Origin of the sequence: Streptomyces sp. V4I8, from assembly GCF_041261225.1 — a bacterium.
GTDB lineage: Bacteria > Actinomycetota > Actinomycetes > Streptomycetales > Streptomycetaceae > Streptomyces.
The window spans coordinates 9,882,157-9,908,827 of record NZ_JBGCCN010000001.1 but is presented as its reverse complement, the minus strand read 5'-3'; the positions used below and the strand labels follow the sequence as shown (position 1 = coordinate 9,908,827).

22 protein-coding genes and 2 pseudogenes are annotated in these 26,671 nt (G+C 68.7%); 13 read left to right on the top strand and 11 right to left on the bottom strand.

All coding sequences use genetic code 11. The annotated features are described in order from the left end of the window. Positions 1-257 precede the first annotated feature (257 nt). Positions 258-791 (top strand): GNAT family N-acetyltransferase, encoded by a 534-nt coding sequence (locus tag ABIE67_RS45020; protein ID WP_370267660.1) that lies wholly within the window; start codon positions 258-260, stop codon positions 789-791. A 308-nt stretch (positions 792-1,099) separates the two neighbouring features. Here the strand turns inward: ABIE67_RS45020 and ABIE67_RS45015 are convergent, their stop codons facing one another. Continuing rightward, positions 1,100-1,507, bottom strand: a complete 408-nt coding sequence (locus tag ABIE67_RS45015) for a hypothetical protein (protein ID WP_370267656.1) — start codon at positions 1,505-1,507, stop codon at positions 1,100-1,102. 212 nt (positions 1,508-1,719) lie between these two features. On the opposite strand from ABIE67_RS45015, the gene ABIE67_RS45010 reads away from it, so the two are divergent. Both ABIE67_RS45010 and ABIE67_RS45005 read left to right on the top strand, forming a co-directional pair. Then, positions 1,720-1,980, top strand: a complete 261-nt coding sequence (locus ABIE67_RS45010) for a hypothetical protein (protein ID WP_370267652.1) — start codon at positions 1,720-1,722, stop codon at positions 1,978-1,980. Between the two features lie 285 nt (positions 1,981-2,265). Beyond that, the gene (locus ABIE67_RS45005) at positions 2,266-3,111 is read left to right on the top strand and encodes a GNAT family N-acetyltransferase (protein ID WP_370267649.1); all 846 of its coding nucleotides are present in this window, start codon (positions 2,266-2,268) and stop codon (positions 3,109-3,111) included. Between the two features lie 55 nt (positions 3,112-3,166). Here the strand turns inward: ABIE67_RS45005 and ABIE67_RS45000 are convergent. The 3 genes and pseudogenes from ABIE67_RS45000 to ABIE67_RS44990 all read right to left on the bottom strand — a co-directional run. Beyond that, a pseudogene (locus ABIE67_RS45000) lies at positions 3,167-3,496 on the bottom strand (ATP-binding protein); the annotation flags it as partial. A gap of 335 nt (positions 3,497-3,831) precedes the next feature. Then, complete coding sequence (locus ABIE67_RS44995; protein ID WP_370267644.1) at positions 3,832-4,665, bottom strand: SDR family oxidoreductase; 834 nt, start codon at positions 4,663-4,665, stop codon at positions 3,832-3,834. A gap of 715 nt (positions 4,666-5,380) precedes the next feature. Next, positions 5,381-5,860: pseudogene (locus tag ABIE67_RS44990) on the bottom strand (transcriptional regulator). An 86-nt stretch (positions 5,861-5,946) separates the two neighbouring features. Between ABIE67_RS44990 and ABIE67_RS44985 the strand changes: the two are divergent. Beyond that, positions 5,947-6,891, top strand: coding sequence for an RNA polymerase sigma-70 factor (locus tag ABIE67_RS44985; protein WP_370267640.1), 945 nt, complete (start codon positions 5,947-5,949; stop codon positions 6,889-6,891). 183 nt (positions 6,892-7,074) lie between these two features. Further along, entirely contained in the window at positions 7,075-8,319 is a 1,245-nt protein-coding gene (locus tag ABIE67_RS44980; RefSeq protein WP_370267636.1) for an NAD(P)/FAD-dependent oxidoreductase, read from the top strand. A gap of 491 nt (positions 8,320-8,810) precedes the next feature. On the opposite strand, the gene ABIE67_RS44975 is transcribed toward ABIE67_RS44980, so the two are convergent. After that, on the bottom strand, positions 8,811-9,443 hold the full coding sequence (locus ABIE67_RS44975; protein ID WP_370267633.1) for a type III effector protein: 633 nt from the start codon (positions 9,441-9,443) through the stop codon (positions 8,811-8,813). A gap of 128 nt (positions 9,444-9,571) precedes the next feature. On the opposite strand from ABIE67_RS44975, the gene ABIE67_RS44970 reads away from it, so the two are divergent. The 3 genes from ABIE67_RS44970 (at position 9,572) to ABIE67_RS44960 (ending at position 10,993) form a co-directional block, all read left to right on the top strand. Then, positions 9,572-10,003: an Hsp20/alpha crystallin family protein gene (locus ABIE67_RS44970; protein WP_370267628.1), complete on the top strand. Its 432-nt coding sequence runs from the start codon at positions 9,572-9,574 to the stop codon at positions 10,001-10,003. A gap of 100 nt (positions 10,004-10,103) precedes the next feature. Continuing rightward, positions 10,104-10,499 (top strand): DUF2267 domain-containing protein, encoded by a 396-nt coding sequence (locus ABIE67_RS44965; RefSeq protein WP_370267623.1) that lies wholly within the window; start codon positions 10,104-10,106, stop codon positions 10,497-10,499. 56 nt (positions 10,500-10,555) lie between these two features. Further along, positions 10,556-10,993 (top strand): DUF2267 domain-containing protein, encoded by a 438-nt coding sequence (locus ABIE67_RS44960; RefSeq protein ID WP_370267621.1) that lies wholly within the window; start codon positions 10,556-10,558, stop codon positions 10,991-10,993. A 424-nt stretch (positions 10,994-11,417) separates the two neighbouring features. Here the strand turns inward: ABIE67_RS44960 and ABIE67_RS44955 are convergent, their stop codons facing one another. The 4 genes from ABIE67_RS44955 to ABIE67_RS44940 are packed head-to-tail and all read right to left on the bottom strand — an operon-like array spanning position 11,418 to position 17,650. Next, on the bottom strand, positions 11,418-13,481 hold the full coding sequence (locus ABIE67_RS44955) for a serine protease (RefSeq protein WP_370267616.1): 2,064 nt from the start codon (positions 13,479-13,481) through the stop codon (positions 11,418-11,420). 1 nt (position 13,482) lies between these two features. Then, the gene (locus tag ABIE67_RS44950) at positions 13,483-15,336 is read right to left on the bottom strand and encodes a peroxidase family protein (RefSeq protein WP_370267614.1); all 1,854 of its coding nucleotides are present in this window, start codon (positions 15,334-15,336) and stop codon (positions 13,483-13,485) included. Next, positions 15,333-17,249, bottom strand: a complete 1,917-nt coding sequence (locus tag ABIE67_RS44945) for a GMC family oxidoreductase (RefSeq protein WP_370267609.1) — start codon at positions 17,247-17,249, stop codon at positions 15,333-15,335. The genes ABIE67_RS44950 and ABIE67_RS44945 overlap by 4 nt, the downstream gene beginning before the upstream one ends. Further along, the gene (locus ABIE67_RS44940; protein ID WP_370267607.1) at positions 17,246-17,650 is read right to left on the bottom strand and encodes a hypothetical protein; all 405 of its coding nucleotides are present in this window, start codon (positions 17,648-17,650) and stop codon (positions 17,246-17,248) included. The genes ABIE67_RS44945 and ABIE67_RS44940 overlap by 4 nt, the downstream gene beginning before the upstream one ends. Positions 17,651-18,062: 412 nt before the next feature. Here ABIE67_RS44940 and ABIE67_RS44935 point away from each other — a divergent pair, with 412 nt between their 5' ends. After that, positions 18,063-19,049 (top strand): substrate-binding domain-containing protein, encoded by a 987-nt coding sequence (locus ABIE67_RS44935; protein ID WP_370267602.1) that lies wholly within the window; start codon positions 18,063-18,065, stop codon positions 19,047-19,049. A gap of 124 nt (positions 19,050-19,173) precedes the next feature. Here the strand turns inward: ABIE67_RS44935 and ABIE67_RS44930 are convergent, their stop codons facing one another. Together ABIE67_RS44930 and ABIE67_RS44925 are read right to left on the bottom strand one after the other, a co-directional pair. Then, the gene (locus ABIE67_RS44930) at positions 19,174-19,758 is read right to left on the bottom strand and encodes a GNAT family N-acetyltransferase (protein WP_370267597.1); all 585 of its coding nucleotides are present in this window, start codon (positions 19,756-19,758) and stop codon (positions 19,174-19,176) included. A 205-nt stretch (positions 19,759-19,963) separates the two neighbouring features. Then, positions 19,964-20,509, bottom strand: a complete 546-nt coding sequence (locus tag ABIE67_RS44925; RefSeq protein WP_370267593.1) for an AAA family ATPase — start codon at positions 20,507-20,509, stop codon at positions 19,964-19,966. 789 nt (positions 20,510-21,298) lie between these two features. Between ABIE67_RS44925 and ABIE67_RS44920 the strand changes: the two genes are divergently transcribed. The 4 genes from ABIE67_RS44920 (at position 21,299) to ABIE67_RS44905 (ending at position 26,600) form a co-directional block, all read left to right on the top strand. Then, entirely contained in the window at positions 21,299-21,922 is a 624-nt protein-coding gene (locus ABIE67_RS44920; protein WP_370267589.1) for a LuxR C-terminal-related transcriptional regulator, read from the top strand. A gap of 104 nt (positions 21,923-22,026) precedes the next feature. Continuing rightward, complete coding sequence (locus ABIE67_RS44915) at positions 22,027-23,919, top strand: M6 family metalloprotease domain-containing protein (RefSeq protein ID WP_370267587.1); 1,893 nt, start codon at positions 22,027-22,029, stop codon at positions 23,917-23,919. 328 nt (positions 23,920-24,247) lie between these two features. Next, positions 24,248-25,549: a transposase gene (locus tag ABIE67_RS44910; protein ID WP_370251558.1), complete on the top strand. Its 1,302-nt coding sequence runs from the start codon at positions 24,248-24,250 to the stop codon at positions 25,547-25,549. Positions 25,550-25,712: 163 nt separating this feature from the next. Next, positions 25,713-26,600: a hypothetical protein gene (locus ABIE67_RS44905; RefSeq protein ID WP_370267585.1), complete on the top strand. Its 888-nt coding sequence runs from the start codon at positions 25,713-25,715 to the stop codon at positions 26,598-26,600. Positions 26,601-26,671: the final 71 nt, after the last annotated feature.

Here is a 26,671-nt window from a genome sequence, read left to right as displayed (position 1 = left end):
TCGCACGGCACACCGAGCACTCCTTCCATGGACGGGGCCGTCGCGGGACTCGCCGTCAACTGAATCACCCACGACGACACTTCCACCTGTCGTGGCTTGGTTGGCGGCACCGGCGCAGGCCTTCGTTCGGGCTGGGGTGGGGGTGTCTCCGCGGCGCCCACAGCGCTCGAGGCACAGTCGGCTACGTCGACCCCACTGACCGCCGGGATGCGGCGCCGCAGTTCGCGCTCCCACCGCCGCATGGGCAGGATGGGACCATGACCGAGATCCGCACCCCCCGTCTTGTCCTGCGCCGATGGCTGGACGACGACCTCGTCCCCCTGTCCGAGATCCATGCCGATCCGGTGGTGATGCGAGGCATCGGCGACGGCAGGCCGCGCTCCCTCGAGCAGACCGCCGAGGACATCGAGGCGTGGGAGGAGGAGTGGGACGAGGAAGGGGTCGGGATGTTCGCGGTCGAGCTTCTGGGCTCCGGTGAGCTGGTGGGAGCCGTCGGCCTGTCCGTCGCCGATGCTCCGGACGAGGTCGTCGGCCAGGTGGCGATCAGCTGGCGGCTCGGGCGGGTGTTCTGGGGGCAGGGATACGCCTCCGAAGCGGCGCACGCCACACTGGAGTTCGCCCTGCAGGACCGCGGCCTCGACCGCGTGGTCGCCGTATGCCGGACAGGTGACAGGGCCTCCGCGAACGTAATTGACAAACTCGGCATGCTGGCGGAAGGCACCGCACAGCACCCGGTCCACGGCTACGACCTCGCGGTCTACGGCATCGACCTGACGCAGTACCAGGAATAACACCCGCGCGACTGGCTTGAGCCGGCGAGCTCCATGCTGGGACCTGACCGTCGACGCCGTCGAACCGGCCGCTCTGGAAAGCGCGGCCTTGCGGTGCCCGGACCAGACGGTGACGTACGAACTGGCCGCCCTGAGTCCACACCCGCTGATTGAGGTCACCTTCGACCGCTGAATGCGGCAGCTGGCCCGTCACCACGGGGAGAGCGACGGGCCAGGCCACTCCATACCGTGCCAGACGCGCACCGCACCCGAGAGCCGTTGTCGGTGTGACCAGTCCCTGGTACACCTTGTCGGACCTGGCCACGCCATCATCGGACCTCCTGGCCGTCTCTGATGGCGGGGGCGCGGACCTTGTAGATCTGCTGCTCGCGGACGATCCTGCCCTCCGCTTTACATATGGCTCGCTGGGATCGCGAACTCCACCCGGAGCGGGAGTGGTCGGAGATGTGCCAGGACCGGTCGTTGTGTGTCTGCTCACCCAGCAGCGTGTCGACGAAGTCGACCTGGCCGCCGGCGACAGCCTCCAGGCGCAGGACGGGACGCTGCTTCTGCCCCTGGGTGAACCAGGCGATCTGGTCGTAGAAGTGTTCGGCGCCCGGCTTGTCGAAGATGGTGCGCGGTAGCCCCTCCAGCTGCGGGGCGGGCGTCAGTCCGGTGGAGGTGAAGGCCTCGGACAACGGGTCGCCGACGCGGTCAATGTTGAAGTCGCCGAGCACGATGAGGTTGTGGTCCCAGTCGAACTCCCTCCACCCATCCGGCCAGCCACTTGGCGATGGCCTTCAGCTCCGGCACTCGCTCGGCTGCCTTCTTGCGGTAGTTGACGTGCAAGGGTGACGAGCGTGAACGTCTGGCCTGACGAGAGGAAACTGACCGCATAGGGGGTGCGGGCGAACTGCCGGTCCAGCGCGCTCGCGCTGACCCCCGCGTCGTGCTCGATCGGTACCACCAGCTCGCATGCCAACCCGGAGGGCTTGACCCGGCGGGTGTCGAACAGGAACGCCAGCCGCTCGTCGTTGCCAGCCTTTCCGAGGGGCACATCGGTGAGAATGAACGCCCAGTCCTCGCCGAGGACTTTGAGCAGATGGCGCAGGACGCGCAAATCGCCTCGAGCCTCCCGGACCGCAACCACGTCGAACCGGCGGATCACCGCGGCGATGGCGTGGATGTCGGCGAAGTTCCGCTTCGGTGAGGCGCCGGCGCAGGGCGCGGTGGGAGGTCTCGGCGGCAGGCGCCGGGCAATTCCAGGTGCCCCTCCACCGGTCGGGCTGCCACGGTGGCCTGCCGAGGGCTTGCAGCGGGCCGTCGGCGGCCTCGTGGGGCTGAGCGACGGCGTCGGTCGCCATGTCGCGGTGCGGCAGTTGGAGTTCGTGAGTGCGATTTCGTCGGTTGGCTAGCAATCCGGGGATGGCGACGGGGTTGCCGGGCGGTGAATCTCGGATGCGGTGCGGCACGCTTGCGTGGTGGGATGCGCCGCATGAGTGACTCGCTGCGTGACCGTATCAAGCAGTATTACGCCACTGTGCCGTTGCTGTTCTCTGACGCCGAGGAGTTCGGTTCGTTACGGCTGTTCGTGCGAAGGAAACCAGGTGCTCCGTATTACGGCGGCCCTAGCCATGCTCAGCCCATCGCAGACGGCACCGCGGCCGTCACCGCTGCTGACGTCGCACGGGTGCGGGCCCGGCAGCGCGAACTCGGCGTGCCAGAAGCTTTCGAGTGGCTGGCCGAGGCGGCGCCGACGCTGCGTGCCTGTCTCGAGGCGGCCGATCTGCCTGTGGCGGAACGCCCGCTGATGGCTCTGGATCCGCACCGCCCGGTTGACCCGCCGCCGTTGCCCGCAGGTGTAACTCTGCGTGTGCTGACGGCCGATGACTCCGCGTTACCCGCAGTGCTCGCTCTGCCTCGCCTGGCCTTCGCCGAAGAGGGCACCGAGATGGGCTCGGCAGGTCGTGAAGAGCTGTCGGCGGCAGCCGAGGAGCTGACCGCGGACGGCACGGTGGCAACGACACGTCCCACGATCCGTGCTGGGCACAAAACGCTTATCGCTGCCCTCGCCGCGGATGGCACGCCCCTGGCCGTCGGCCATTACCACCTGGCGAACGGTACGACCGAGATCGGCGGCATCGGCACTCTTCCCGTCGCCCGCCGCCAGGGCCTGGCGGCCGCCGTCACGGCTGCCTTGGTCAGCCATGCTCGCGACCGCGGGGCTAGCACCGTCTTCCTTGCCTATGCAGAGGACGCCGTCGCTCGCATCTACTCACGCCTGGGCTTCCGCCCTGCCGACAGCACCCTTCTGATCGCCAACCAACCCGCGCGATCATAGGTGCGCGTGCGGCAGGCAAAGGAGACGCCGCGGAGGGAACAGGTGGTCAGGGCCTTCAGGTTGCGGCGGCTTGTTCTGCCTTGGCGCGAGTGGGGGCGAGGCGGTAGGAGTCGGTGCCGGTTTCGATGCTCGTGCCGTTGAAGGTGAGCCGGTCGACGATGGCCGTGCAGAGCCGGGGCTCGGTAAAGGTCTTGGCCCAGCCGCCGAAGGCTTCGTTGGAGGCGCCGATGAGGCAGAGCGGCTGTCCCTTCTTCACCCACTCTCAGGTGGCAAGGGTGTGGACGACGGCAGGGTCGATGTCGGGGTTGGTGTCGAAGTCGAACTCCCGAAGCGACTTCTGCCTGGAGAAGGCCGCAGCCTTGGTCCTGCGCTCGGAGCGGCGCCGGGGCTGTCTGGTGGAGCGTGGCCGGCGCCACGCTCTGTCGCTTTGCCATGGCGTGGTGGTGGTCGAGTGGATTGGCTGCACTGTGGGTCTTCTGCGGCTTCGGGCGGGGTGGCGCAAGTTGGCGGTACCGCTGGAGAGCGCTGCCAGGTCGAGTTGGCCGTGCTGTCGGAGAACGTCGTCTTGTTGAAGTCGACCTTGTCATCGGTTTCCGGGGACAGCGCGGTGGCCGGCAGCGGTACGGCCGTCGCGCGCAGGTTCTTGGCCTTGTGTATTTCCGTCCGAGTGCGAGGGGGTGGTCAGCTGCTGGTCGCTTTGTGCGGTTACCGGCCGGGGTTTCAGCGGAATATGTGGGTGTTCTCCTCGGCCCACTGTCCGAACGGCCTGCTCGGGGAGCCGGTGACCTGGAAAACCGTGTCGCGCACTGCCAGTAGCTCGTCATTGACGTCTGCGCCGGTGATGTCGAGCATCGCGTCCGCGTTCTCGTCGCCGAAGACTGCGGTCATGTGAGTGCGAGCCTGTCGTGGGCTGATATCGATGAAGGGCACGTCTCGCCCAAGTGCTGCCGCGATGGCCGCGACCTGCTGCCGGGGTGTCACCGGCTCCGGACCGGTCAGGGCATACGTCCGCCCCCGGTGGCCGGGCGCGGTCAGCGCAACCCGTGCCACCGAGGCGATGTCCGCGGGGTGGATCGTGGGAAGCCCGGTGTCCGCGTACGGCGCGCGGACCGCCTTGCCCTCGCGGATCGATTCGGCCCACATGGTGGCGTTGGAGGCGAACTGTGTCGGCCGCAGGATCGTCCAGTGCATGCCGCTGTCTTGTAGCAGTCGTTCGACCACCAGGTTCTCGCGCGCGGGGCCCAGGTGTGGATGGGTCTGGGCGGTGATGGACGACACCAGCACCACCTGCTCCACACCGGCCCGCCGGGCTGCCGCGAGGATGTCCGCGTCCGGGCCCATGCGCGATACGAGGAACAGCGAGCGCACCCCCTCCAGGGCGGGCTTCAACGATCCTGGCACCGTGAAGTCGCCCTCGACGGCCTCGACTTTTTCGGGGAACCTTGCCCGTGAGGCATAACGGGTGAGCCCTTTCAGCGGCCCCGCGCCGCATGCGTGCAACTCTCTCAGCAGTGCGCTGCCGATGTTTCCGGTGGCTCCGGTCACGAGGATCACGAGTGTGTTCTCCCGCCGTCAGATGATCAACTTGAGGACACGCTAAAAGCTCAATCGCACTTCAGGTCAAGAAGGCTCCCGGTCCTTCCCGCTGCCAGGCACATGTGGAGAAGCCCGGGGTTTCGCGCCGGGGGTCAGTGCCCTTCCAGCGGTCTGCCGCTCCCCTTGCCGTGCGCCCGGCCGGCATCGGAACTCATCGACCATCAGGAAGGCGCAGTCCCTCCATCGGCTTCCGAACTCATCGTCAAGTGGCGGTTGTTGAGGGCTGCGCAGCCAGGTGCAGCTTGGTGAAGGTTCCGGCATCAGCGGCGCCCTGGCCCGCCCGGATCTGGCGCTCACTGTTGTCGGACGTGGTCATCGACAGGGGCACCCTTCCCCGGCCTCAGCAGGATTGTTCTTGTGACGCCTGTATCCGGCCGTATGGTCGGCGCGGATGGCTTGAACAGGTACTCAGGTCGCCGGTCTCGGAGCAGGTGGGGCGCGGAGTTGGTGAGACCGGGCAGCTGGCTGGTGTCGACGGTGTCGATCCGTGCGGGAGCGTGGGCCGAGGCGGTTGGTGAGTGTTCGGTGAGTATTTCGCCGAAGGCGCGGGGGTGTTTGGCGGGAGTGTTTGGCGGCAGTGGCCGGTTCGGGGCGGCGGGCCAGGATCGTCCGGCTGCTCACCGCCGCGCATCACCGGCTGGCGGAAGCGCCGCGTGATGGGCTTTTGAAGTTCTCAGGCGGCGAATCCTACGGAGGTGGCGTACTCGTATTTTCCCCATTGCGATCCCAGGTTGACCATTTGGTCGATCCAGGCGTCGTCGAGAGTCCGGGCTCGTCTTCGGCCCATGCGGCGACGATGGTGTCCTAGTTGCGGAGGCTCAGTCTGCGGTATTCCAGGACGCGTTGGTGGGGAATCGGTACGTGGCTTTGGTCGAGGGGTTGGATCTCCACCCGTGTTCCGCCGTTCGCGTTCAGGCGTCTGAGGAGGTATCGCGCGACGTTGCGGCGGCGCAGCCCTCGGTAGGCGGCGTCGAACTTCGCCAGGTTGGCCTGTGGGGGCGCTGCTTGCCGGCGAGCCAGGCGTTGAGAGTGCGGGGGTGACGGTGATGCCGCCGGCGAGGGAGTCGAGTCCGCGGGCTGCGGCTTGGCTTCCGCGTTCGCCACTCCGCGCCCACCTGCGCGGCTGTCTCTTCTGGCCGTCTTCTGGCCGCAAGAGGGACACTCTCCTACCAGCCCCGAGACTCTGCCCAACCGGTAGACCCCGCAGGCATTCAAAGACACTCGTCTAGGATCCGGGGCATGGCGCTGACGACGCACGACGTGGACCGGTTCGAGGCGACTAGACCCCGTCTGGAGGCGATCGCCTACCGCCTCCTGGGCTCGGCGAGCGAGGCGGAGGACGCCGTGCAGGAGACGTTCCTGCGCTGGCAGGCGGCCGACACCGACCGGATCGAGGTGCCCAAGGCCTGGCTGACGAAGGTGCTGACCAACCTGTGCCTCAACCAGCTCACCTCGGCCCGCGCACGCCGGGAGACCTACGTGGGCCAGTGGCTGCCCGAGCCGCTGCTCGCCGGCGATTCGATGCTCGGCCCCGCCGACACTGCCGAGCAGCGCGAATCCGTCTCCTACGCGGTCCTCACCCTGCTGGAGCGCCTCACCCCCAACGAGCGGGCGGTGTACGTGCTCAAGGAGGCCTTCGACTACCCGCACCGGGAGATCGCCGAGATCCTCGACCTCAGCGAGGCCGCCAGCCAGCAGATCTTCCACCGCGCGAAGAAGCACGTGGCGGCGGGCAGGGTCCGCACGGAGATCGACCAGACGGCGGCCCGGCGGATCGTCGAGGAGTTCCTCGCGGCAGCCACCAGCGGGAAGACCGAGCCGCTGGTCAAGCTGCTCACCGCCGATGCCATCGCGGTCGGCGACGGCGGCGGAAAAGTCCCGGCCCGCGCCAAGGCGTTCGAGGGTGCCCTCGCGGTCGCGAAGTTCATGCGGGGCCTGTTCAAGCCGGCCCCGGCCAAGCGGGCCATCGTCGGCGGCTCACCCGAGATCCACATCTCGACGGCCAACGGCGGCCCCGCGGTCCTGGCGGTCGTCGACGGCCGGGTCGTCGGGATCATCTGCCTGGAGATCGGCGCGGACGGCATCGTCGCGTTCCGCAGCCAGGTCAACCCCGACAAGCTGCAACGCGCGAGCCAGGTGTGGGCGGCCACCGAGCACGGAAAACCCCTGTTCCACGCCTTGTGACGAACAGCGGGGAACACCGCCCGAGGGCCTTTCCCCACGCCCTTCGACGAACCGGGTCACACCTTCCAACGAGGGTGTGACCTGCTTCACATCCTGTTCCTGTCAGGAAACTTCGGGCTGCCCGGTTCAAGGGGCGAGAGCAAGCAAGGGCAAGCTTCGCACCCGCGCAGACAGGAGCAGGAAATGCAGCACCGCATCATCGTCCTCGGAGCCGGCTACACCGGAGCCACCGCCGCCGGGCGCCTGGCCAAGCGGCTGCACCGCGCAGACGTCGCCATCACCCTCGTCAACGCCGAGCCCGACTTCGTCGAACGCGTGCGGATGCACCAGCTCGCAGTCGGCCAGGAACTCAAGTGCCGCCCCTTCGACGCGATGTTCGCAGGCACCGGCGTCGAGGTGAAACTCGCCAAGGTCGTCGGTATCGACGCCGACCACAGGACCGTCACCGTCGACGACGCGCACGGCGCCGGGCAGCAGGAACTGCACTACGACACCCTGGTCTACGCCCTCGGCAGCGGCTGGAACCCCCAGAGCGTCCCCGGCACCGCCGAGCACGCCCACGAGATCTCCGGCCGCCCCGGAGCACTCCGGCTGCGCGAGCGGCTGGCCCGGCTCGACGCGGGAGACCCCGTGGTCGTCGTCGGCGGCGGACTCACCGGCCTGGAGGCCGCGAGCGAGATCGCCGAGACCCGCCCGGACCTGGACGTCGCCCTCGTGGCCCGCGGCGGCTTCGGCGACTGGCTCTCCGACAAGGGCCAAGGACATCTGCGGAAGGTGTTCGCCGAACTCGGCATCACCGTGCATGAACACACCGCCGTCACCGCCGTCGAGACCGACCGCGTCCTGACCGACAGCACGCCCGTCCCCGCCGCGGTCACCGTATGGGCCACCGGCTTCGCCGTCCACCCGATCGCCGAGGCCAGCACACTGCAGACCTCCCACACCGGCCAGATCGTGGTCGACGCGACCATGCGCTCGCTCTCGCACCCCCACGTGTACGCCATCGGCGACGCAGCCCTCGTAACGGGCCCCGGCGACAAGCCACTGCGGATGTCGTGCGCCTCCGGCGTCCCCACCGCATGGCAGGCCGCCGACGCCATCGCAGCCCGCCTGACCGGCACAAAGCCCCCGAAGACTGCGATCCGCTACTTCCAGCAGTGCATCTCGCTCGGCCGCAAGGAAGGCCTGATCCAGTTCGTCACCGCAGACGACCACGCCCTCCCCAAGGCACTCACCGGCCGCCTCGCCGCCCTCTACAAGGAAGTCATCTGCAAGGGCGCGGCCTGGACCGTCGCCCACCCGACCGTGGGCATACCGGTCCGCCGCCGCCGAACCATACAGCCGGCAGACCGGGCGGACCAGGCGGGTCAGACGGGTGCGGGCAGCCCGGCCGGGCAGGCGGACCCGGCGGTGAAGACCGCGGCTTGAACCACACGACACAGCCCGCCCCGGACAACATGGCTAAACCAGTACGGCGCGGGTGGCCCCGGACAACGGAACAAAACCCTCCACAAGCCCCCGGCCCCGGCGAGACGGTCCGCGTCAACGAAAACCGCGCTGAGACTCAGTGCGGTGCGAAGATCACATGGGGTGCGGGAGGGGCTCTTCGCCGACCATGGACGGCGAAGAGCCCAATGGCTGTCTGCCCACCCCCTCCCCGCCGAGCCGGCCGAGGCCACTGTCCTGATCCCGCAGGAGGCCCAAGAGGCCCAACCCCACCGGCCAGGGCACCTGCGCGCCGCAACCCTGGGCTCCTGCAGTGTCTGTCCCGCCCACCGACACCCTCCCAGGTGACCCGCGGCGGGGGATGGCATCGACGAGGTCCAGCACCTCCTCGACGCCCTGCTTGCTCAACTCCTCGGTTGCTTGCAGTCGTGGAACGGGCGGGGGCTGCGCGCGCCTTGGGGCAACGGGTGGGTTCAGGGCGGTGTGAGGGTGTCGAGTTGTGCAGCGAGGTCGTGATGGGCGGTGGTCAGGTGGGGGCGGGCGGCCTTGAGAGGGCGGATGAGCTCGGCGGGGTCGTCGTGGGCAAGGGCCGACTGGAGCTGGCTGAGCGGGAGGCGGGCCGTGGTGGGCAGGTCGGTGAGGGCGATGATCTGGCCGGCGATGCAGCGCAGGTCGGCTGCGTTGCGGCGGGCCCAGGTGGCGGTGGTGCGTTCGGCGGCGCGGCGTTCGCGGGTGGCCTGGACGCGTTGTTCGCCGGTGGTGCCGGCGGGGCCGGGGCGGCCGCGCAAGTAGCGGCGTTCGGCGGCCTGGCGGCTGGCGACGCCGAGGGGCTGGGCGAGGTCGGCCCAGCTGGCGCCCGCGTCGCGGGCGGTTTCGATCAGGCCGGTCTCCCATCCGGCGAGCTGCTCGCGGACCTGCCGCAGCAGCATCAGAGAGGCCAGCGCCTGCTCCGGCCCGGGACCGGGCGCATCGGGGGTGTCCGGGGACTTCTGCTGAGCGTCGCGCAGGGCGTCGCCTATGGCGTCAAGGGCCGCCGCGGCGGCGAGGAACGACGCCGGGCCGTGGGCGTTCGTGCTGGTCGTGGGCGGCTGGTCGGCTGCGGTCACGGGCACCTCCCTCTGGTTGTCATCACGTAGACGACATCATGTTTGTCATCCATTGGATGACATGTTACAACGGTGTCAGTGAGGCGCATTGGCAGCAACTGCCTGAACCTGCTGGAGGTGTTTTCACGATGTTGATGCGCACTGACCCCTTCCGTGAGCTGGACCGTCTGGCGCAGCAGCTGACGGGCCCGGGCACCTGGTCCCGCCCGTCGGCCATGCCGATGGATGCCTACCGCGAGGGCGACGAGTACGTGGTGGCCTTCGACGTTCCCGGCGTCACCGCGGACGCGATCGACATCGACGTCGAGCGGAACATGCTCACCGTCAAGGCCGAGCGGCGGCCGGTGGCGAAGGCCGACGACGTGCAGATGGAGCTGTCCGAGCGGCCGCTGGGCGTCTTCTCCCGCCAGATCGTGCTCGCCGACACCCTCGACACCGAGCACATCCAGGCCGACTACGAGGCGGGCGTGCTCACCCTGCGCATCCCGATCGCCGAGCGCGCCAAGCCCCGCAAGATCTCCATCGGCGTCGGATCCGGCCGCAAGGAGATCTCCGGCTGACACGGCCGGACGGCTCGCGGAGGGCGGGCACCTGATCTCCCCCTCGCCCCGCCCTCCCGCATCCCCGTAGGCAGTCCGAAGCAGAAGGGTGGCGGCCGGGATGACTCTGCGACGCGAAGCGTTCCTCGGCCACGTCAAGGAACGCGGCGAGTACGGCACTTTGGAGGAAGCCGAGCGCGCGGCCCGTGTGGTGCTCGCCCTTCTCGGCGCGCACCTGGTCGGCGATGTCCGCGCCCAGCTGGCGGCACGCCTGCCCGACGAATTCGCCCTGATCCTGCTCAACCCGCTGCAGAGCGCCGAGCCGCTGCCCCCGGAGCGGTTCGTCCGCGCAACCGCCGCGTGGATCGAAGGCGCCACCGAGCAGACCGCGGCCTGGGACGTCAGCGCCGTGCTGTCCACCGTCGCCGACGCCGCCGACGAGGACCTGCTGGGCCAGATCCTGCTCCAGCTCCCCGCCGGCTACGACCTGCTCTTCGGCCGCCCCCAGCCCACCTGACCATCCCGCGCACCGGTGCCCGAACACCGGACACAGCAAGAAAGGCAACCACTCCCGTGATCTCCGACCGGCACGCACCGACCCGGCAGCCGTACGGGACGGCATACGAGCAGATGCTGGAGAAGGTCCGCTATGAAGGCGCCTACCCCACCCGCGAGAAGGCCGACGAAGCCGTCCGTCTGGTTCTCGCCGGACTGGGGCGCCAGCTGACCGGCGACGAACGCGTCGACCTCGCCGCCTGCCTGCCCCTGGAAGCCGCACGCGTGCTGACCGCGCAGATCCCCGACACCCGCCCGCTGACCGGCTGGGCCTTCGTCAAGGAGCTCGCCGCCCGCACCGGCGCATCCCCGGCCGTCACCCGCTGGGACACCGGATCCGTCTTCCGCGCCGTCGCCGCCCACGCCGGCCCCGACCTGACGGCCCGCATCCTCCACCAGCTCCCCACCGGCTACGCCCTGCTGTTCGGCCAAGCCGAACTCACACCCGCCGCATAGAGAGCGACATGCGCCCCGGGGCGGGCACGACGACCCCTGCGTCGCTGTCCGCCCCGCGCCCCCAGGCTCGCGAGGAAAAGGCCGTCGCCAGGCGTGCTCTGTTGCATTCAGCCCCGACGGACGCCCGCTCACCACCAGCAACAACGGCGACACCGCGCGGGCCGTGGGATGCATCCACCGGGAAGTCCCGCGCCACCTCGATCGGCCACACGCGGTGACCCCGGTGGCGCCCAGTCCACATGAGCGCCTGCCCGCCACAGGCAACTCGGACACCACCGTCCGGTCGTAGGACGCCGCCCTTCACGAGCTCAGCACAGGGATCCAACAGATCTGCCAGTCAGTCGATCGGTGCCCGGCCCACCGCGACACACGCGGACCACCAGCACGACAACCCACCCCCGGCATCGATGACCGAACGCCAGGCTCACCCGCCCAGATGGCTGCCGATCGACCGGGCGACCTCGGCGTGAGCGAGATACTCGACGATGCTGTGCGCCCGGTCGCGGGCGTTGATGACGGCGAGATCGGACAGGCCGTCCGCCCAGTCGTCGCCCAGCGGGCACCCGATGGCCACCGCGTCGGTCGGGCACCAGACGTTGAGCCAGTCCGCCACGATGTCCGGACGCTTCGGCCCGCCGACGAGCAGCCTGCTGAACACGCTGTCCAGACCGAGGGGACTGCCCGCCGTGGTCAGATGGACGACGTTCACTCCGGGAGACAGTCGTGTGGCCAGATCCAGGCCGACGACCGTACCGAGGCTGTGACTGACGAGTACCACTTCGCCTGCGTCCGGCATGGTCTCGAGCACGCAGCCCAGGACCTCGTCCCGGATGCGCCCGTCGTCGAGGTACGCGGCCACGTCCCGGAAGACCAGGGCGATGGCCCATGCGTCGAGGTCGCTCCTGGCGGCCAGCCAGCTCAGCCGCCTCTGCAGTGCCCCGACCACATCACCCAGGCCGATCCGTTCGGTGGCCAGCTGGCTCTCGTGCGGCATGTTCCACTTCGTGGCCGCCTCGCCGACGATTTCCTCGTACACCGCGCGGGCGGTCGGGGTGACGGGTGCGACCACTTCCGCCGCCGTGGCCGTCGGCGCCTCGACGATGCGGGGCACGGCCTCGTGCGCGGTCAAGGCCTGCACCAGTCTGTCGCCGTAGTAGGGAAACCAGACGTCCTCCGGATCGACCGGAGGGAGCCCCGCGCGGACGAGCCCCTGGTTGAGCCCGCCCGCCCACTCGCGGCGCAGCTTCTCGGGCTCCCTGCCCTCCTGGGAACGACCGTGCAGGAAGACCAGATGCCGATTGCCGCCGAACGCACCGCCCCGGGCGCGCAGGCCCGCACGCGCGGCGGCCTTCTCGACGCCCGTGCGCGACGCTGCGACGGCCGCAGTGGCGGCGGGAGTGGCGGCGGGAGTGGCGGCTGCCACCGCAGCGGCGGTGGGCTGCGCGAGGCGCAGCCCGGACTCCGGGCCCATCTCGGCCAGCAGCGCCTGCTGTCGGGAGGTCAGGGGCAGGGGCAGGGCGGCGAGATGCTTCAGGATGGAGCTGATGCGTACGCCCTCGTTGGACACCCAGTCGATGGCGTCGTCGCCGTCACCGGGCTGCCAGACCTGTCCGTCACGGCGCAGAACGCGGCCCTGCTCATCAGTCCTGGGCACACCGCTGTGGTGGAGCGCGACGACCTCCCACTGGTCGTTGAAGACGGGAGAGCCCGAGTTGCCGGGCTCGGTGTCCGTCTTGTAGTGGAGGAAGTCGTCGAGGCGTACCTGGAGCATGTTGTCGCGTACGGCGATCTCCTTCAGGCGCCCCATCGGGTGGCCGATGACGTTGACCGGCTCGCCGATCACCAGCTTGCCCGTCTGGACGCTGAGCCGGTTCCAGCCGAACGTCTCCCCCGGTGGCCGCAGGTCCGGGCCCGGGGCCACCAGCACCAGAGCGAAGTCGAGGCGTGCGTCCGCCACGAAGAACCCGTCGGGGTCGAGCTCCAGCCGTGTCGGCGGCTGGGGCGTGTTGTCGACGGTCACCTGGGCGTCGAACTCCACGAAGCACTGCCGGGCGGCGTCCGCGTCGGTGAGCACGTGATGGTTGGTCATCAGCAGGCTCGGCGACACGAGGAAGCCGGTGCCGATGGGCAGTTCGCGGCCGTTCTCCCGCACCGAGATCCGGCCGATGGTGCGGGCCGCCCGGGCGCCGCGCGGCAGGAAGCTCCATGCCTGCAGATCCTTGGACACCCCGAGGATGCGTTCATACGCGGCAGGCGCGGCCAGCGGTTCCGCCCGGACGGCCTCCACGACCATGGCGGCGGGCACCGCGTGCCGCTCCAGCAGGCGGGCCGTGCGCGCCGCGAGCGCCTCCTGCGAATCCGGGAAGGTGACCCCGGCGTCCTGCTGCCGCTCGACCGACCGCCGCTTATCGCCGGTCTCGTCGTACCGCGCGGCGGCCGCCGCGACCTGGCGCTCCCGTTCCTCGCGGGACCTGTCCGTCGCCGCCATGTCAGGTCACCGCCCTTTGGGCGGTGTGCCACGGCACGAAGGCGTTCGTCAGCCCCGCGAGAGCCGTACGCAGCTCCGGGTGGTGGCGCAGCAGCACCGTGATCATGCTGTTGTCGTCGATCCAGGCCATACCGGCCTTGGAGTACACCTCGGGGGTGTAGTACTCAGTGAAGAAGCGGTCGCTGTTCAGCCGGCGTGAGGCCATCAGGATGAAGATGCGGAACGCGGTGTCGCTGAAGGCGAATCCGGCCGGCAGCTTCTCCGCGTACAGCCCGACCATGAGGTCGACCTTCTCGATGTCACCGTCGTAGAGCTGCTCGATCTGCTCCGCCACCGCCCGGTTCTCCGCAAGCTCCAGGAAGTTCGCCGCGGGCTTCAGCCGCAGCAGCCGCCGGAACTCGTTGTAGCGGGGCACGCCCAGCTCCCGGGCGCGCAGGATGTCAGTGGCGGCAAGGTCCTGAAGTTGTCCGTCGGGCCGCTCGAACTCCTGGAGGAACTTGGGGAAGTTGTGCAGGGTGACCAGTCCGGGATGAAGCGTGCCGAAGCTGTAGAGCAGATCGGCCATCTCGGTGGTCTCCAGGACCTTCAACGCCCCGGGGCCCGAGATGTCGCGGAGCGTGCAGTGGCGCAGACTCGTGTCGTCGCCGACGGAGCGCAGATGCCACTCGTCGCGGATCAGCGGGTGCATGCGGTAGACGGCCACGAACTCCTCGGTCAGGGAGTACGGGACGCCGTAGTGGTCCCGTTCGCCGCCGGGGATGCCGCTGAGGACCTCGCTGTCGCTGATCCGGCCGAAGAGGTTGTGGACGCGCTCGCCCGCGATGCCCCACCAGTTGGCGCGCAGTGCCTTGACGGTGGTGGGGTGGCTGATCACGGCCGGAGTCCACTCCACCGTGTGGATCTTGGCGAGGAGCGCGGCGTTGACGAGCCGGGCGCGCTGGAAGAGTTCCTCGTCGTTCCAGGACGGGTACGCGACATGCAGGTGATCGCAGATAGCGTTGTGCTCACGGGCGAACAGGTCGTGCATCATGGCGAGACCCAGCCAGAAACCGGGGATGTGCGAGGGGTCCCGGGCAGGATCCGAGGGGAACGGGGACTGTTCGCCGTCCCACAGGTGCAGTTTGCCCATCTGGCCGCTGCGCATCTGGCGCTGCTCGGTCTCGTTCGTCCCGTAGATCTGTGAGGCGTCCCACCAGTGGGAGGACACGTTGACGCGGGTGTCGGGGGTCCCGGCGGGTGCCTGCGGGTCGCGGGTCGGGTCGTCCGGTGTCCGCATGATCCGCATGGGGTGTTCCGGCCAGGGGTCGTCGTCCATGAGGGGCACTTCCCAGGGCCGTTCCGTGGGGCTGGTCCCGTGGCTGAACCAGTCGCGGACCATGAACTGAAGCCAGGCGGCGAGCAGGGAGTTGACCGATTCGGCCGGGGTGAGCCCGTCGCGGGTGAGCAGGGCGCGGCTGACCTCGCGGGGGCTCGGCGTGGACAGGACGTCCTCGGGTGCGGCCGGGGCGATCCGGTCCAGCGGGATGTTCCGTCCGAAGCGGGTGCCCGCCATGCCCATCCGGGGTTCGTCGAGGTCGTTGTGGCTGCCGTCGGCGGTTCGGTTGACCCTGTGGCTCTCGGAGGGGGGTGCGGGATCGGGCAGATCGACCGAGGGCAGGTGGCCGGTGTCGTGGAGGTTCTTCTGCCGGAGCTTGACGCGCAGTCCGAGGAGCGTCAGCAGGCCCGGTATGACGGGCAGTCTGTCCCAGCCGATGCGCCGGTCGACCTTCTCGGCGCCGGCGGTGACGATCCGCCAGGGCAGTGACGTACGGAATCCGGCCGCGGAACGTCGTGCGGTGCGTCGTTGCTTGCTCATGGCGGTACTCCTTGGGCGGTTTCGAGGATCGCGTCGCTCGCCTTCTCGCTGATCATGTAGATGGGGGTGGCCACGAAGAATCCGGGAATGCGGGGGAAGACCGATGCGTCGACGATCCGCAGGCGGTCCACGCCACGCACCCGGAACCTGCTGTCGACGACGGCCTCGGGGTCGTCTCTCCGTCCCATTCGGCACGTGCAGGACGCGTGGTGGCCCCAGGCCTCGTCCTGCACGAAACGGCGGACGCCGTCACGGCCTTCGACCTCCTCACCGGGCCACAGCTCTTCGAGGATCACGGAGCCGGCCCTGCGGTTCATCCCGCGCACGAAATCGACGGCACCGGCCATGGCTTCGAGATCCTCGGCGTCCTTGTCCGTGCCCTCGCCGAAGTAGTGGAAGTTCACCAGCGGGGTGTCACGGGGGTCGGTGGAGCGCAGCCGCACCCGGCCCCCCGTCTTGTGGGTCCGGCTCTTGAGGATGGCCCAGGTGAAGCGGTCCTGATGCCGTGTCAGGTCGAGCGAGTAGCCGGGGTAGTAGCCCCGGAAGTCGAAGGGGCCGCCGAAGATGAACAGGTCGGGTGCGTCCAGCTCCGGACGGGACTTGCGGGTGAGACCGACGACGGCGCCGTTGGTCGTGTACAGACCTTCGCCGTGCCGCCAGGCCCGGTAACAGCGGTCCGGTTCGGTCCCGGGCCGCGGGGCGTGGAAGTCGCAGTCCTTGAGGATCGGGAACTCGCGGTCCATGCGGCTGACCACACCGACCTCGTACCGGTCCTGCAGATGTGCCCCGACCCCCTGGAGGTCGACCTGTACGGGTATCCCGTGGCGTTGCAGCTCCGCACGCGGTCCGATGCCCGAAAGCATCAGCAGCTGGGGCGTGTTGAAGGCCCCCGCGGCCAGGATCACCTCACGAGAGGCGAGCACTCTGCGCAGGGCCGGTGGTCCGGCATCCGTCCGGCTTGCCGGGTCAGCCCGGTAGGCGCGCGCCTCATCCAGATAGTCGACGCCGACCGCGGCTCCGTTCCCGGCCAGTACGACCCTGGCTGCCAGAGCGTTCGTACGGACCACCAGGTTGCCCGGATGGCTTCGCTGTACGGCCTGGACACGCTCGCGTACGGCGCTGCGCCGTCCGTTCGCCGTGGAGAGAGGGATCTGCCACAACCCCTGGAGGGCACGCGTCTGCGCCCGCCAGTCGTTGGGGTCGACGAAGGAGCCGAACCCCTCCAGCGGGGACAGCGGCCGGTCGAGGAGGTCGGCCAGCGCATCCTCGGCGGCCGAGAGGATGACTTTCAGCAACTGCTTGTCCTGGACGGCCAGTTCGGGGTCGGCGAGGGAGGTCGACAGCCAGCCGTCGAATCCGTGGCGTGCGTCGTTGCGGTACCGGGCGCTCGTGAAGGGCAGGACCTTCAGCAGCGCGGCCAGCAGCGGGTTGGCGGGCGGCTCCTTGGGCCGCGGCCGGTAGGTGCAGCGTTCCAGCCGCTCGAAGTACCGGCGCATGGCCGTGCTGTGCCACGTCGCGTCGCCGGTCTCCTCCGCTATCGCGTCCCAGTCCCGGTTGTAGGGATAGACGGTGATCAGCGCGTGGTGCGCCGTGCAGCCACCGACCGTCCCGGCACGCGGGTAGAGGATGCCCCGGTCCGGCACGAGTTTGCTGTCGCGCTGTTGCTGCTGCTCGTCGGCGTAGTGCCGCACGAAGTAGTTCCAGCACTGGACGGGATCCTCGGAGGCGTCCGCGTGGAAGGCCGGCACCAGATAGTTGTCGTTCTCCGGAGCACCGCCCGCGTCGAGCAGCAGGGTGCGCATGCCCGCGGCGGCGAGACTGGCGGCCAACGGTCCGCCTCCCGCCCCGGCGCCCACGACGACGTATTCGAATCCCGTCTCCGCCGGGGAAACGGCATCGGGTCCTCCGGTCACTTCCGCTTCGCCTTCACCGAGTTGGCCAGCGAGGTGGCGGCCAGGACCGTGTTGGCGGCCGAGATGAGCGTGGTCAGTACCGCGGTACGCGGTGGAAGCCGGCCGCTCAGGCCCAGCGTGGCCGCCGTCGCGGTGTCACTGCCGTGGATCAGGACGCCGTCGCGCAGGTCCTCCCGCAATCGCTCGTCGCGGTTGGTCAGCAGATCGAGGCCGAGCAGGATCGTACGGATCCCGAAGAGCCGGAAGGCGTACACGGCCGCCGGACTGGGCGGCTCACGATCGGGGTCGAGCCGCCGGATGAGCAGGTCGGGTGCAAGCAGCCCGGCGGCCCCGTTGAAGAGCCGGATACCAGCGAGTGCGTAGAGCGAGACAGCGCGAGGGCCGGCTTTCTGCGTGGCCATCATGTCTCCTGACGGTGCGGTGATTCTTACGTTGACGGGAACTATCGCCGCCCCCGACGCGGGAGAAGAACACCCCGAAAACACCCCAATTAACACATTAAGGGAACCGTGACTCCCCTGCACCTTGAGCCCCAGGCCTTCACCGGACTCTCCGGCGCGCATGCGTGCCTTGACGGCCAGAGGGGTACTGCGGCATCCATGGCCGGCGGGTCGGGTCGGCGGGTCGGCGAGCCGACCACTTCTGCGGTCTGACCAGTAGAAAAACGAGGGCCCGCGTCATGGCTGCCGTGGAGTCACTGCACTACGTGGTGAACGTCCACGCGAAGGCTCTCTCCGGAGGCGTCGCAGGTCCCGTCGCCCCTCGTCATCAAGGGCATCAACGGTCCCTCCCTGGCCCCATGTAGCCGCCGGCGTGGAGCAGGAGGCCACCAGCCGCGGCCGGTTGAGCCTGGTCTGCTTCACACACGGCGACGTCGCCCGGGAGAACGACCTGGTCCAACTCATGCGGGAGCAGCACGCCGCCGCGGTCGTCCTCGTCGGTGGCGTGGTGCCCGCCGACGCCTACTACCGTCGTATGGCCGAGTACGCCAAGGCCCTCGACGCCGCCGGATCCCGGCTGGTGCTGGCCGGGCGCCCTCCCCTGCCCATGGGGAGCCCCGCGACCGTGGTCGAGTTCGACAACCGGGGCGGCGCCTTCCGGGCCACCTCGCACCTGCTCGCCGCCGGATACCGACGCATCCTCTTTCTCGGCCGCGAGCCCGGGCTGAGCGGCGCCGACCAGCGCCGCGGCGTGGCCGCTCTGCGCGCCCACGCCGCGGCGGACGAGGCGGAGTTGTACCTCCGGGGCTCGGTACACCCGCACCTCGGGCTACCGGCGGGTGCGGGACGCCCTGGGCGCCAGCCCGGACTTCACGCCGTCCACGCCGGCACCGACACGATCGCCGTCGGCGCACTGGCCGCCCTGCGCGAGGCGGGCCTGCGGGTGCCTCGTGACGTTTCCGTGGTCGGCTTCGACGACGTCCCCTACGCCACGGACCTGACGCCGTCCCTCACCACGGTCCGCGGCCCCTACGAGGAACTCGGACGGACCGCCGTGCGCCTGGCCGTCGACCGGGAGGAGAGCGTCGGGGCCGACGACCTCGGATCCCCTCAGCCCTCCTTCTCCTTCAACTCAGGCCAGGGACTGGACGAAGGCAGCCGCAACGGGGATTTCGGCACCCCCAACCACGCCCCTACGCCCCTAGTGACATGCGCTATCGAGCCGATGATCACGGCGTGGAAGCGGGGACGGGTCGCACGGTCGGCGACCGGCGATCCCGGAGACTGCGATCTCAGGGACGCCGTGAACGCGATCTTCTACCAGAACCGGACGGGCTGTCAGTGGCGCTATGCCTCATGATCTGCCGGCTGGTCGGCGGTGTTCTACCACTTCACGCTCCATGAACGTCACCGCAGCCGCCTAGGACGCCTCACCTGTCAAGGCTTCCTCACTCAACCCGGACGCGGTCTCCACCAGCAACGGACTAACGCCGATCTTCGCGGGCTGGAATCGGCACGGCCGTCGGCCGCCACTCTCGCCTGATCAACCCGAACACCCACGAGTCGGATACCTCGCCGTTCACGACGCAGTCTTCCCGCAACGTCCCTTCACGCACGAATCCGATCTTCTCCAGGACTCGGGCGGATGCCTCGTTGCGCGTGTCGGTCTCGGCCTGGACTCGATTCAGGTCCAGTGTGTCGAATGCCCACTGCAGCACGGCGTGCGCGGCCTCCGTCGCGTAGCCGTGGCCCCACATCGCCTCGTCGAGGACGTAGCCCAATGACGCGCTGCGGTAGTCCGGGTTCCATCCGGTCAGACCGCACCAGCCGACGAACGCACCGTCAGAAGCACGGTCGATGGCCACCCGCGCCCCGGTCCCTTCATCCTCCATCTTCCGGCACATCGCGATGAAGCGATCGGCGCGGGCCCGTTCGGTCCATGGCGGGGAGTCCCAGTAGCGCAGCACGTAGGCGCTGCTGTGCAGCGCGAACAGGGGGTCCGCGTCGGCTTCGGTGAAGGGGCGCAGTCGCAGGCGAGGGGTGTGCAATATGGGGGTGGCCAAAGTCATGCGCACCATCTTGTGTCCTCATGGTGCGGGCAGAACACCGAATATCCGATCCCGGTCCGGCCCCCACGACCAAGGCACCGCCTACCTGCAGATCGTGTATGCCTTCAACCAGCACCCGACCAGGCATTCAGGGTCCGCGAACGGCACGACTACTCGGCCTGCCCACCAACGCTCTGCGCAACATTTGTCGCAACCGCAGCCCCGGTCAATGGTCCAGTGCGGGCAGGTGGGCCAGGCCGGTGTCGAACATGATGCGGTCGACGGTCTCGTGCAGAGCACTGTCGGCGCCGATCACGGTCTCGATGCCACCGGGCAGCAGATCGCGCGGCCGGTACCAGTCGTGCAACTGCGTCTCGTCGACCTCTTCGGCGATCGGCTTGGTGGCATGCCGGGCGAGGGTTTCGCCGAACGGCACGTCCAGGTAGTAGCCGTGGGTCGGGCGGCGGTGGTCGGCGCGCAGCTGGGCGAGCATGTCGCCGTAGCGGTCGGCGTAGAGGATGCCTTCGACCACGACGGGGAATCCGGCGTCAAGAGCGTAGCGGGCCGTCAGGTCGATCAGACCGATGTTCGCCGCACCGGGCCGGTCTCGCTCGCGCAACACGATGCGACGGAGGTTGTCCTGGCCGACCAGGGCCAAGCCGCGGCCGAACCTCTCGCGAAGGTCGGACGCGACGGACGACTTCCCCGAGGCGCTGTTGCCGCGCAGGACGATGAGCCGGGTTTCCTTGGTTCCCACCATCACGGCCGTCATGGTATCGACGGCCAGTGACAGTGCCTGGGGCGTTCTGGGAGACCGCCCGCGTCGATGTCCGGACGGGTGGCCTTTCCCTCCCGCACGCGGAGGGGCGTCTTGGCGATCATCTGCTCCAGGTAGCTGGGAGTTACGGGTGGTTCTGTCACTGGTGACGATGAGGGTCGTCGCACGGTGTGTGAGTGCTCGTCGTCCGTACCGCCGTGACGTGTCCGCTGCCCGGCTGCCGCGCGCACGGCCGCAGCGGAGCCGACCTCGGCCGTGATCGACCCGTACAGCGTGAAGACCTCGGCAAACGTGGCAGAGACCAGCCGGGGCATCCGTCAGGAGGATCAAAGGACGCAAACGGCACCTGATCAGAGACACGCACGCAGGACGGCACCTGATCAGAGACACGCACGCAAACGGCACCTGCTCAGGGACACGCACGCCTTGGTGCTGGCCGTCCTCGTCACCGCCGCGTCTGTGCATGACACCGTGCGCGGCAAGCTGCTGCTTCAGAACCTGGCCACTGCCCACCACCGCGGGTCCAGGGCAGCGGCGAAGCCTGCCATCGGGTCTCTGCCGGCCACGAGGGAACCACATCGACGGAATACCCCCACCGCCACCGCCACCACGCCCCCTACAGCCGTCGCCCAGCCCTTGACGACCGACCGCTCGGCACGCCCACTCCTGGCCCGTGGCGGCTTTCCGACGTCTCGGCATGCCGGACCGCTCCGGACGGACAAAACTGGAGCTGTGAGGCCATGCCCGCACCCGGGGCGCGGGCCCGGTCGGAGTGAGGCGCCCATGAGTGCGGACGTGAGACGTGTCGCCGTCGTCGGCGACTGCCCGTTACTGCGCAACGGCGTGGCCCATGTCGTCGAGGAGGCCGATGGTCTCGCGCTCGCCCTCACCACGCGGGCGGCCGACGAGGCCGTGGCCGAAGTCGGACCGGGTGACATCGCGCTCGTGGACCTCCAGCTGCCACCCGTATGTCTGTCGGACGTGGTGGGACGGCTCACCGCCGAGGGCGCTTCCGTCCTGGTCTTCTCCTCCGGACCGGACAAGCACGCCGTGCCCGCGATGCGCGCCGGTGCCCGTGGCTGCCTCAGCCGGCAGGCCGACGAACGCGAGCTGCTGGCCGCGATCCGGCTCGTCGCTGATGGCTGCTCATACATCTCCGCGGATCTCGCCGTACGTCCGGACGTAGGGCCGTCCTGCCACGTCACGAATCGCGAGCGTCAGATCCTGGAACTGGTCGCACATGGGGAGACCGATCACGCCATCGCCGTACGGCTGGGTATCAGCGAGCACACCGTGCACTCCCATCTGGACCGGCTCCGCGACAAGATCGGCTCCCGGCGACGAGCCGACCTGACGCGCTTCGCCATCACGCACGACATCATCCCGGCGGCCTCCTGGAAGGGGTAACGCTGCCCCTGGCCGACGTGGGTGCTTCTGCCCTGTGCGTCCCCTCCCCCGCCCTCCACACTGAGGGCAAGGTCCCTCGTGTGCCGATGGGGAGGTCTTCTGCAATGAGTGGCATCTTCGGTGACACGCTCACCTTCAGCCAGGAAGAGGGCGGCGATGTTCACCTCGTCGCCTTCGGGGACGACAAATACGCGCGATACGAGAACCTCGACGGCTACTCGGTCACCTACGACGCCGACCGCGGCGCCTATTGCTACGCGGAGACCGACAGCGCCGGCGCCCAACGCCGGTTCGTCTCCAGCGGCATCCTCATCTCCGAACCGCCCCCCGAGGGGCTGCCCCGGCATCTGAGGGAGGGCCAGCTCTACCGGAGAGAGGTGTTCATGGGCCGGGCGCTGGAAGGGATCCCGGAGGAGGAGCGGGCCGCAACCAACCCCGAGACCCTGCTCACCTTCGGTCCTGCCAAGGGTCTGCTCCCCGGATTCGCCCTGACGAAAGGCGATGTCCAGGGCCTGACGATCCTGGTCGACTTCCCGGACACACCGACGGACGTGACGGTCGACGACGTCTCCGCCCTGCTGAACAGCCCCAACTTCACGGCGAACGGCAACCATTGCTCCGTCAAGGAGTACTTCCGCACCATGTCGACCGGCAAGCTCAGATTCACCAACACCGTCGTCGGCCCGCTCCGCATGAGCCGCCCGAGGCTCGCGTACGGCCTCGTGCAGCACCGGGGCGAACTCGTACCCGAGGCGCTTCAGGCGGCCTTGGACGCCGGAGTGGACTTCAGTCGCTTCGACTCCCTCGACCGCGGCATCGTCGACTCCATCTGCATCATGTACGCGGGCCGTACGGAGTTCCGGGAGGACCTCTGGCCGCACAACTCTCGCTTCCCCGCCCAGATCGGCGATGTGCGGTCGGACTTGTACACCATCACCAGCATCGGCGAGACAGTGGCTGACCTGAGCATCGGCACGTTCTGCCACGAGAGCGGACACCTGCTGTGCCGGTGGCCCGATCTCTACGACTACGGCACGGTCGAACGGGAGGGTGACAACTTCACGAGCGAGGGCATGGGAAGCTACTGCGCTATGGCGTCCGGGAACAACCTGGGCGACGGCTTCCTCCCGTCCGCGGTGTGCGTCTATCTGCGCCGCCTCGTGGACTGGACCCAGGACGTGGACATCTCCGAGCCTGGTTCCTACGAGGCCAGGCAGGGCGAGTACAACAAGGCACTGATCTACCACAACCCGCGCCGCAGGAACGTCGAGTACTACCTGATCGAGAACCGCAGCAGGCTCGGCTTCGACTCCCGGCTGACCTCCAGCGGCCTCGCGGTCTACCACTGCGACGTCAAGGGGTCGAACGAGTTCCAGCAGGGCAACCAGGTACACCACTACCAGTGCGCGCTCCTTCAGGCGGACGGCCACATGGATCTGGAGACCGGCCAGAACGGCGGCGACGGCGGGGACCTCTACGGTCCGTCGCCCGGCACCGCGGTGTCGCACAGCAGCCGCCCCCCGTCCCTGTGGTGGGACGGCAGCGAAGCCGGGCTCACCGTCTCCCAGATCGGTCCCCCGGGCGATGTGATCACCTTCCGTACCGGCGAGCAGGCAGTCGCGGGCCGGCAGATCGCGGGTCGGTCGGCCCCAGCCGCCGCGATCCCCGACGAGGACACCGGCGGTCTGACCGACGCGATCTCGCTCGAGGGCACGGGCACGGTCAGGGAACTGACGGTGAAGCTCGACATCGAGCACCGCCGTATCGGCGATCTGCGCGTGGTGCTGCTGGCGCCGTCGGGCCGCCGCGCCGTGATCCACAACCGCACGGACGGCGACACCAAGAACCTTCGCCTGACCCTGACCTCACAGCCGCCGTCGCTCCTGGCGCCGCTGGTGGGTGACGCGGTGACGGGCAGCTGGAAGCTCAAGATCACGGACGCGGTCGAGGGCAGCGCGGGAACCCTGCGCAGCTGGGAGATCACCGTCCGCACCTGATCCTGAGTTCACGGCGAGGTTCCGATGGATCGAGAGAGAGCAGAGGAACTGTTCCACGGCAATCGCCGCAGGCCGGTTTCCCTGGGCGACGGACTGCCCGGTCGCCGAAGTCGGCGCTGCGACTTCCGGACTGGATGGATCGCGCGATTTCCGAGGACGCAATGCCGCTCGACTTTGCGGAGAATCGTGATCTTGAACAGATAGTGGCTTCCCTGTTCGGGTGAGCCCGCTGAGTGGCTTGCGGAACGTCAGGCTGAACGTGAAGAACCATCAGCGGTGTTGATCCAACCGCCTCGAAGCGAGGAAGTTGCCGCTGATGGTTCCGGGGATGACGTTACCGGCGTCGTTGCTGCTTGTTCTGCAGGTCACTCGTCCGTGTTTCACGAAGCATTCGTTCGAGACGTTCTGCCATCTGGTGGCCGGGATGGCCGCGCAGACGGGGCGGCGTACGGTCACCGGGATGCTGACGGGGGCGGGACTGTCGCGGCTGTGGCCGCACCGCAGGGCCCACGCCTTCTTCTCTGAGGCCTCGTGGGATCCCGACCAGCTCGGCCTGCGCCTGGCCCGAGCCGTGGTCGAAGCCCTGCTCCCAGCGGACGCGCCGATCCTGGCTGTCGTCGACGACACCCTGCTGCACCGGGTCGGCAGGAAGGTCTTCGGGGCGCTGTGGGCGCATGACGGCTCCGGGCGGGGCAAGGACAAGCTCGGGTTCGGCAACACCTGGGTCATCTGCGCGGTCGTGGTCCGCCTGCCCTTCCTCGCCAAGCCGGTCGCTGTGCCGGTGGCCGCCCGGCTGTGGCGGGGCAAGGCCACCGCCTCCCGCACCGACCTGGCCCTGGAGATGGTCCACGACCTGGCCGCGCTCTTCCCCGGCCGCACTCTCCACGTCACCGGCGACGCTGCCTACCACTCCGGCAAGGTCGCCGACCTGCCCCCGTCGGTCACCTTCACCACCCGACTCCCGCGCAACGCCGCCCTGTCCGCGCCGACCCCGCCCAAGACCAACAAGCGGGGACGGCCCCGCAAGAAGGGCAGGGCGCTGGGCTCACTGACCGCGATTGCCCAGACGGCGACATGGCGCCTTGCCGTCGTGGAGCGTTACGGGCGCATGGAGTTCGTGTGGATCACCGAGAGGGAATGCCTGTGGTACGGAGCCTTCAAGGACCTCCCGGTCCGCCTCGTCCTGATCCGCGACCTGAACTCGACCCGCCCGTACGACCTCGCTCTGATCAGCACCGACCTGGTCAGTCCCGCCGACGACCTCATTGAACGGTACGGCACGCGCTGGCCGATCGAATCGATCTTCGAGCACATGCGCCAGGATCTCGGCGTCGGCCAGGCCCGCAACCGCACCCGGCGCGCGGTGGAGCGCACCGTCCCCTTCGGCCTGGCCGTCTACACCATCGTCGTCCTCTGGTACGCCGCCCACGGGCACCACCCCGCCGACATCGCCGACCGGCGCGCACGACAGCCCTGGTACGCGACGAAGGCGACCCCGGCGTTCAGCGACATGGTGATCAAGCTTCGCCGGACGATCATCGCCGCCCGCCATATTCACAACCCTGCAGGTCAACCCGGTCCCGATGAAATCGCCGCGGTCATCCGCGCCTGGGAAGCAGCCGCGGCGTAGAGCCCGCCACCCCAAGATCACCATTCGCTACAAACACGAGATGCCGGGCGGCGAGATGATGGCGGCGATCATTTGGCGATGCCATGTGACCTGAAAAGCACTCAGGGGAATCGCGCGAAATACACTATCTCGCGGTCAGCGCACAGGTGAACCGAGGAACATCATGGGAATCCCTGTTTCAACACCGAACAACACGCTTTTGTTCTACAACGGGACCACGGGGGCGGCCGTGGCCGGAACGGTGAAAGCCGGACACTGGCAACAGACAGCTACCCTCACCCTGCCGACGGGATATTCTCACGCGGCCGCGAGCCGGGACTCACTCCTCCTCTACAACCGGAACAACGGTACCGGGGAAACCGGCACCTTCAAAGACGGCCAGTACACGCGCGTAAACACCCGTGACGACTTCGCCCCAGGGTGGCAGGAAGTAGAGGCTTCGGGCGACTCCGTGCTGTTCTACAACAAGCAAAACGGCCACGCGGACACCGGCAGACTGACGAACGGCGAATATGAGCACATACAGTCGTACACCACCTTCAAGATCGGGTGGGAAAGTATCGCCGGCTCGAAGGACACCATGTTCTTCACGGATTCATGGTGGAAGGATCCCAACAAGATCATGGCGGGCGAGCTGAGTTACGGCAGCCTCAAAGACGGGCTCTACACCCACGTGGGCAACGTTCAACTCAAAGACGGTGTCGTTTTCCCAGGGAACGTGTACGACCGGAATCAGGGCCACGGTGGCTTCGGCCCGATGCTCGGGACCGAAGACTCAATGTTCGCCAGGACCAACCTGAACCCCGCGGAAGGCACCTTCTTGTTCACGGTCGCCCGGGCGACCGGCGGTAGCGTCGGCCCGCTGCAAGATATCGGGACGGCAGGTAACTGGAACAAGGTCGGCCGCACCTCGGACAGCCTCTTGTTCTACAAGAGCGACGGTACAACCGCGACGGCCTTTACAGCCACGCTCGCCGGAGGGAACTACACCAATATCGGCCCAGTGCCCAACATCAAGCCAGGGTATTCGCTGATCGAAGGTGGTGTCTGAACGAGAACCGGTCGCAGCCATCCCGTTCGGCGCCCTGACAGCTTTCGTAGCGGCCGGCCGGCTGCCGGGCG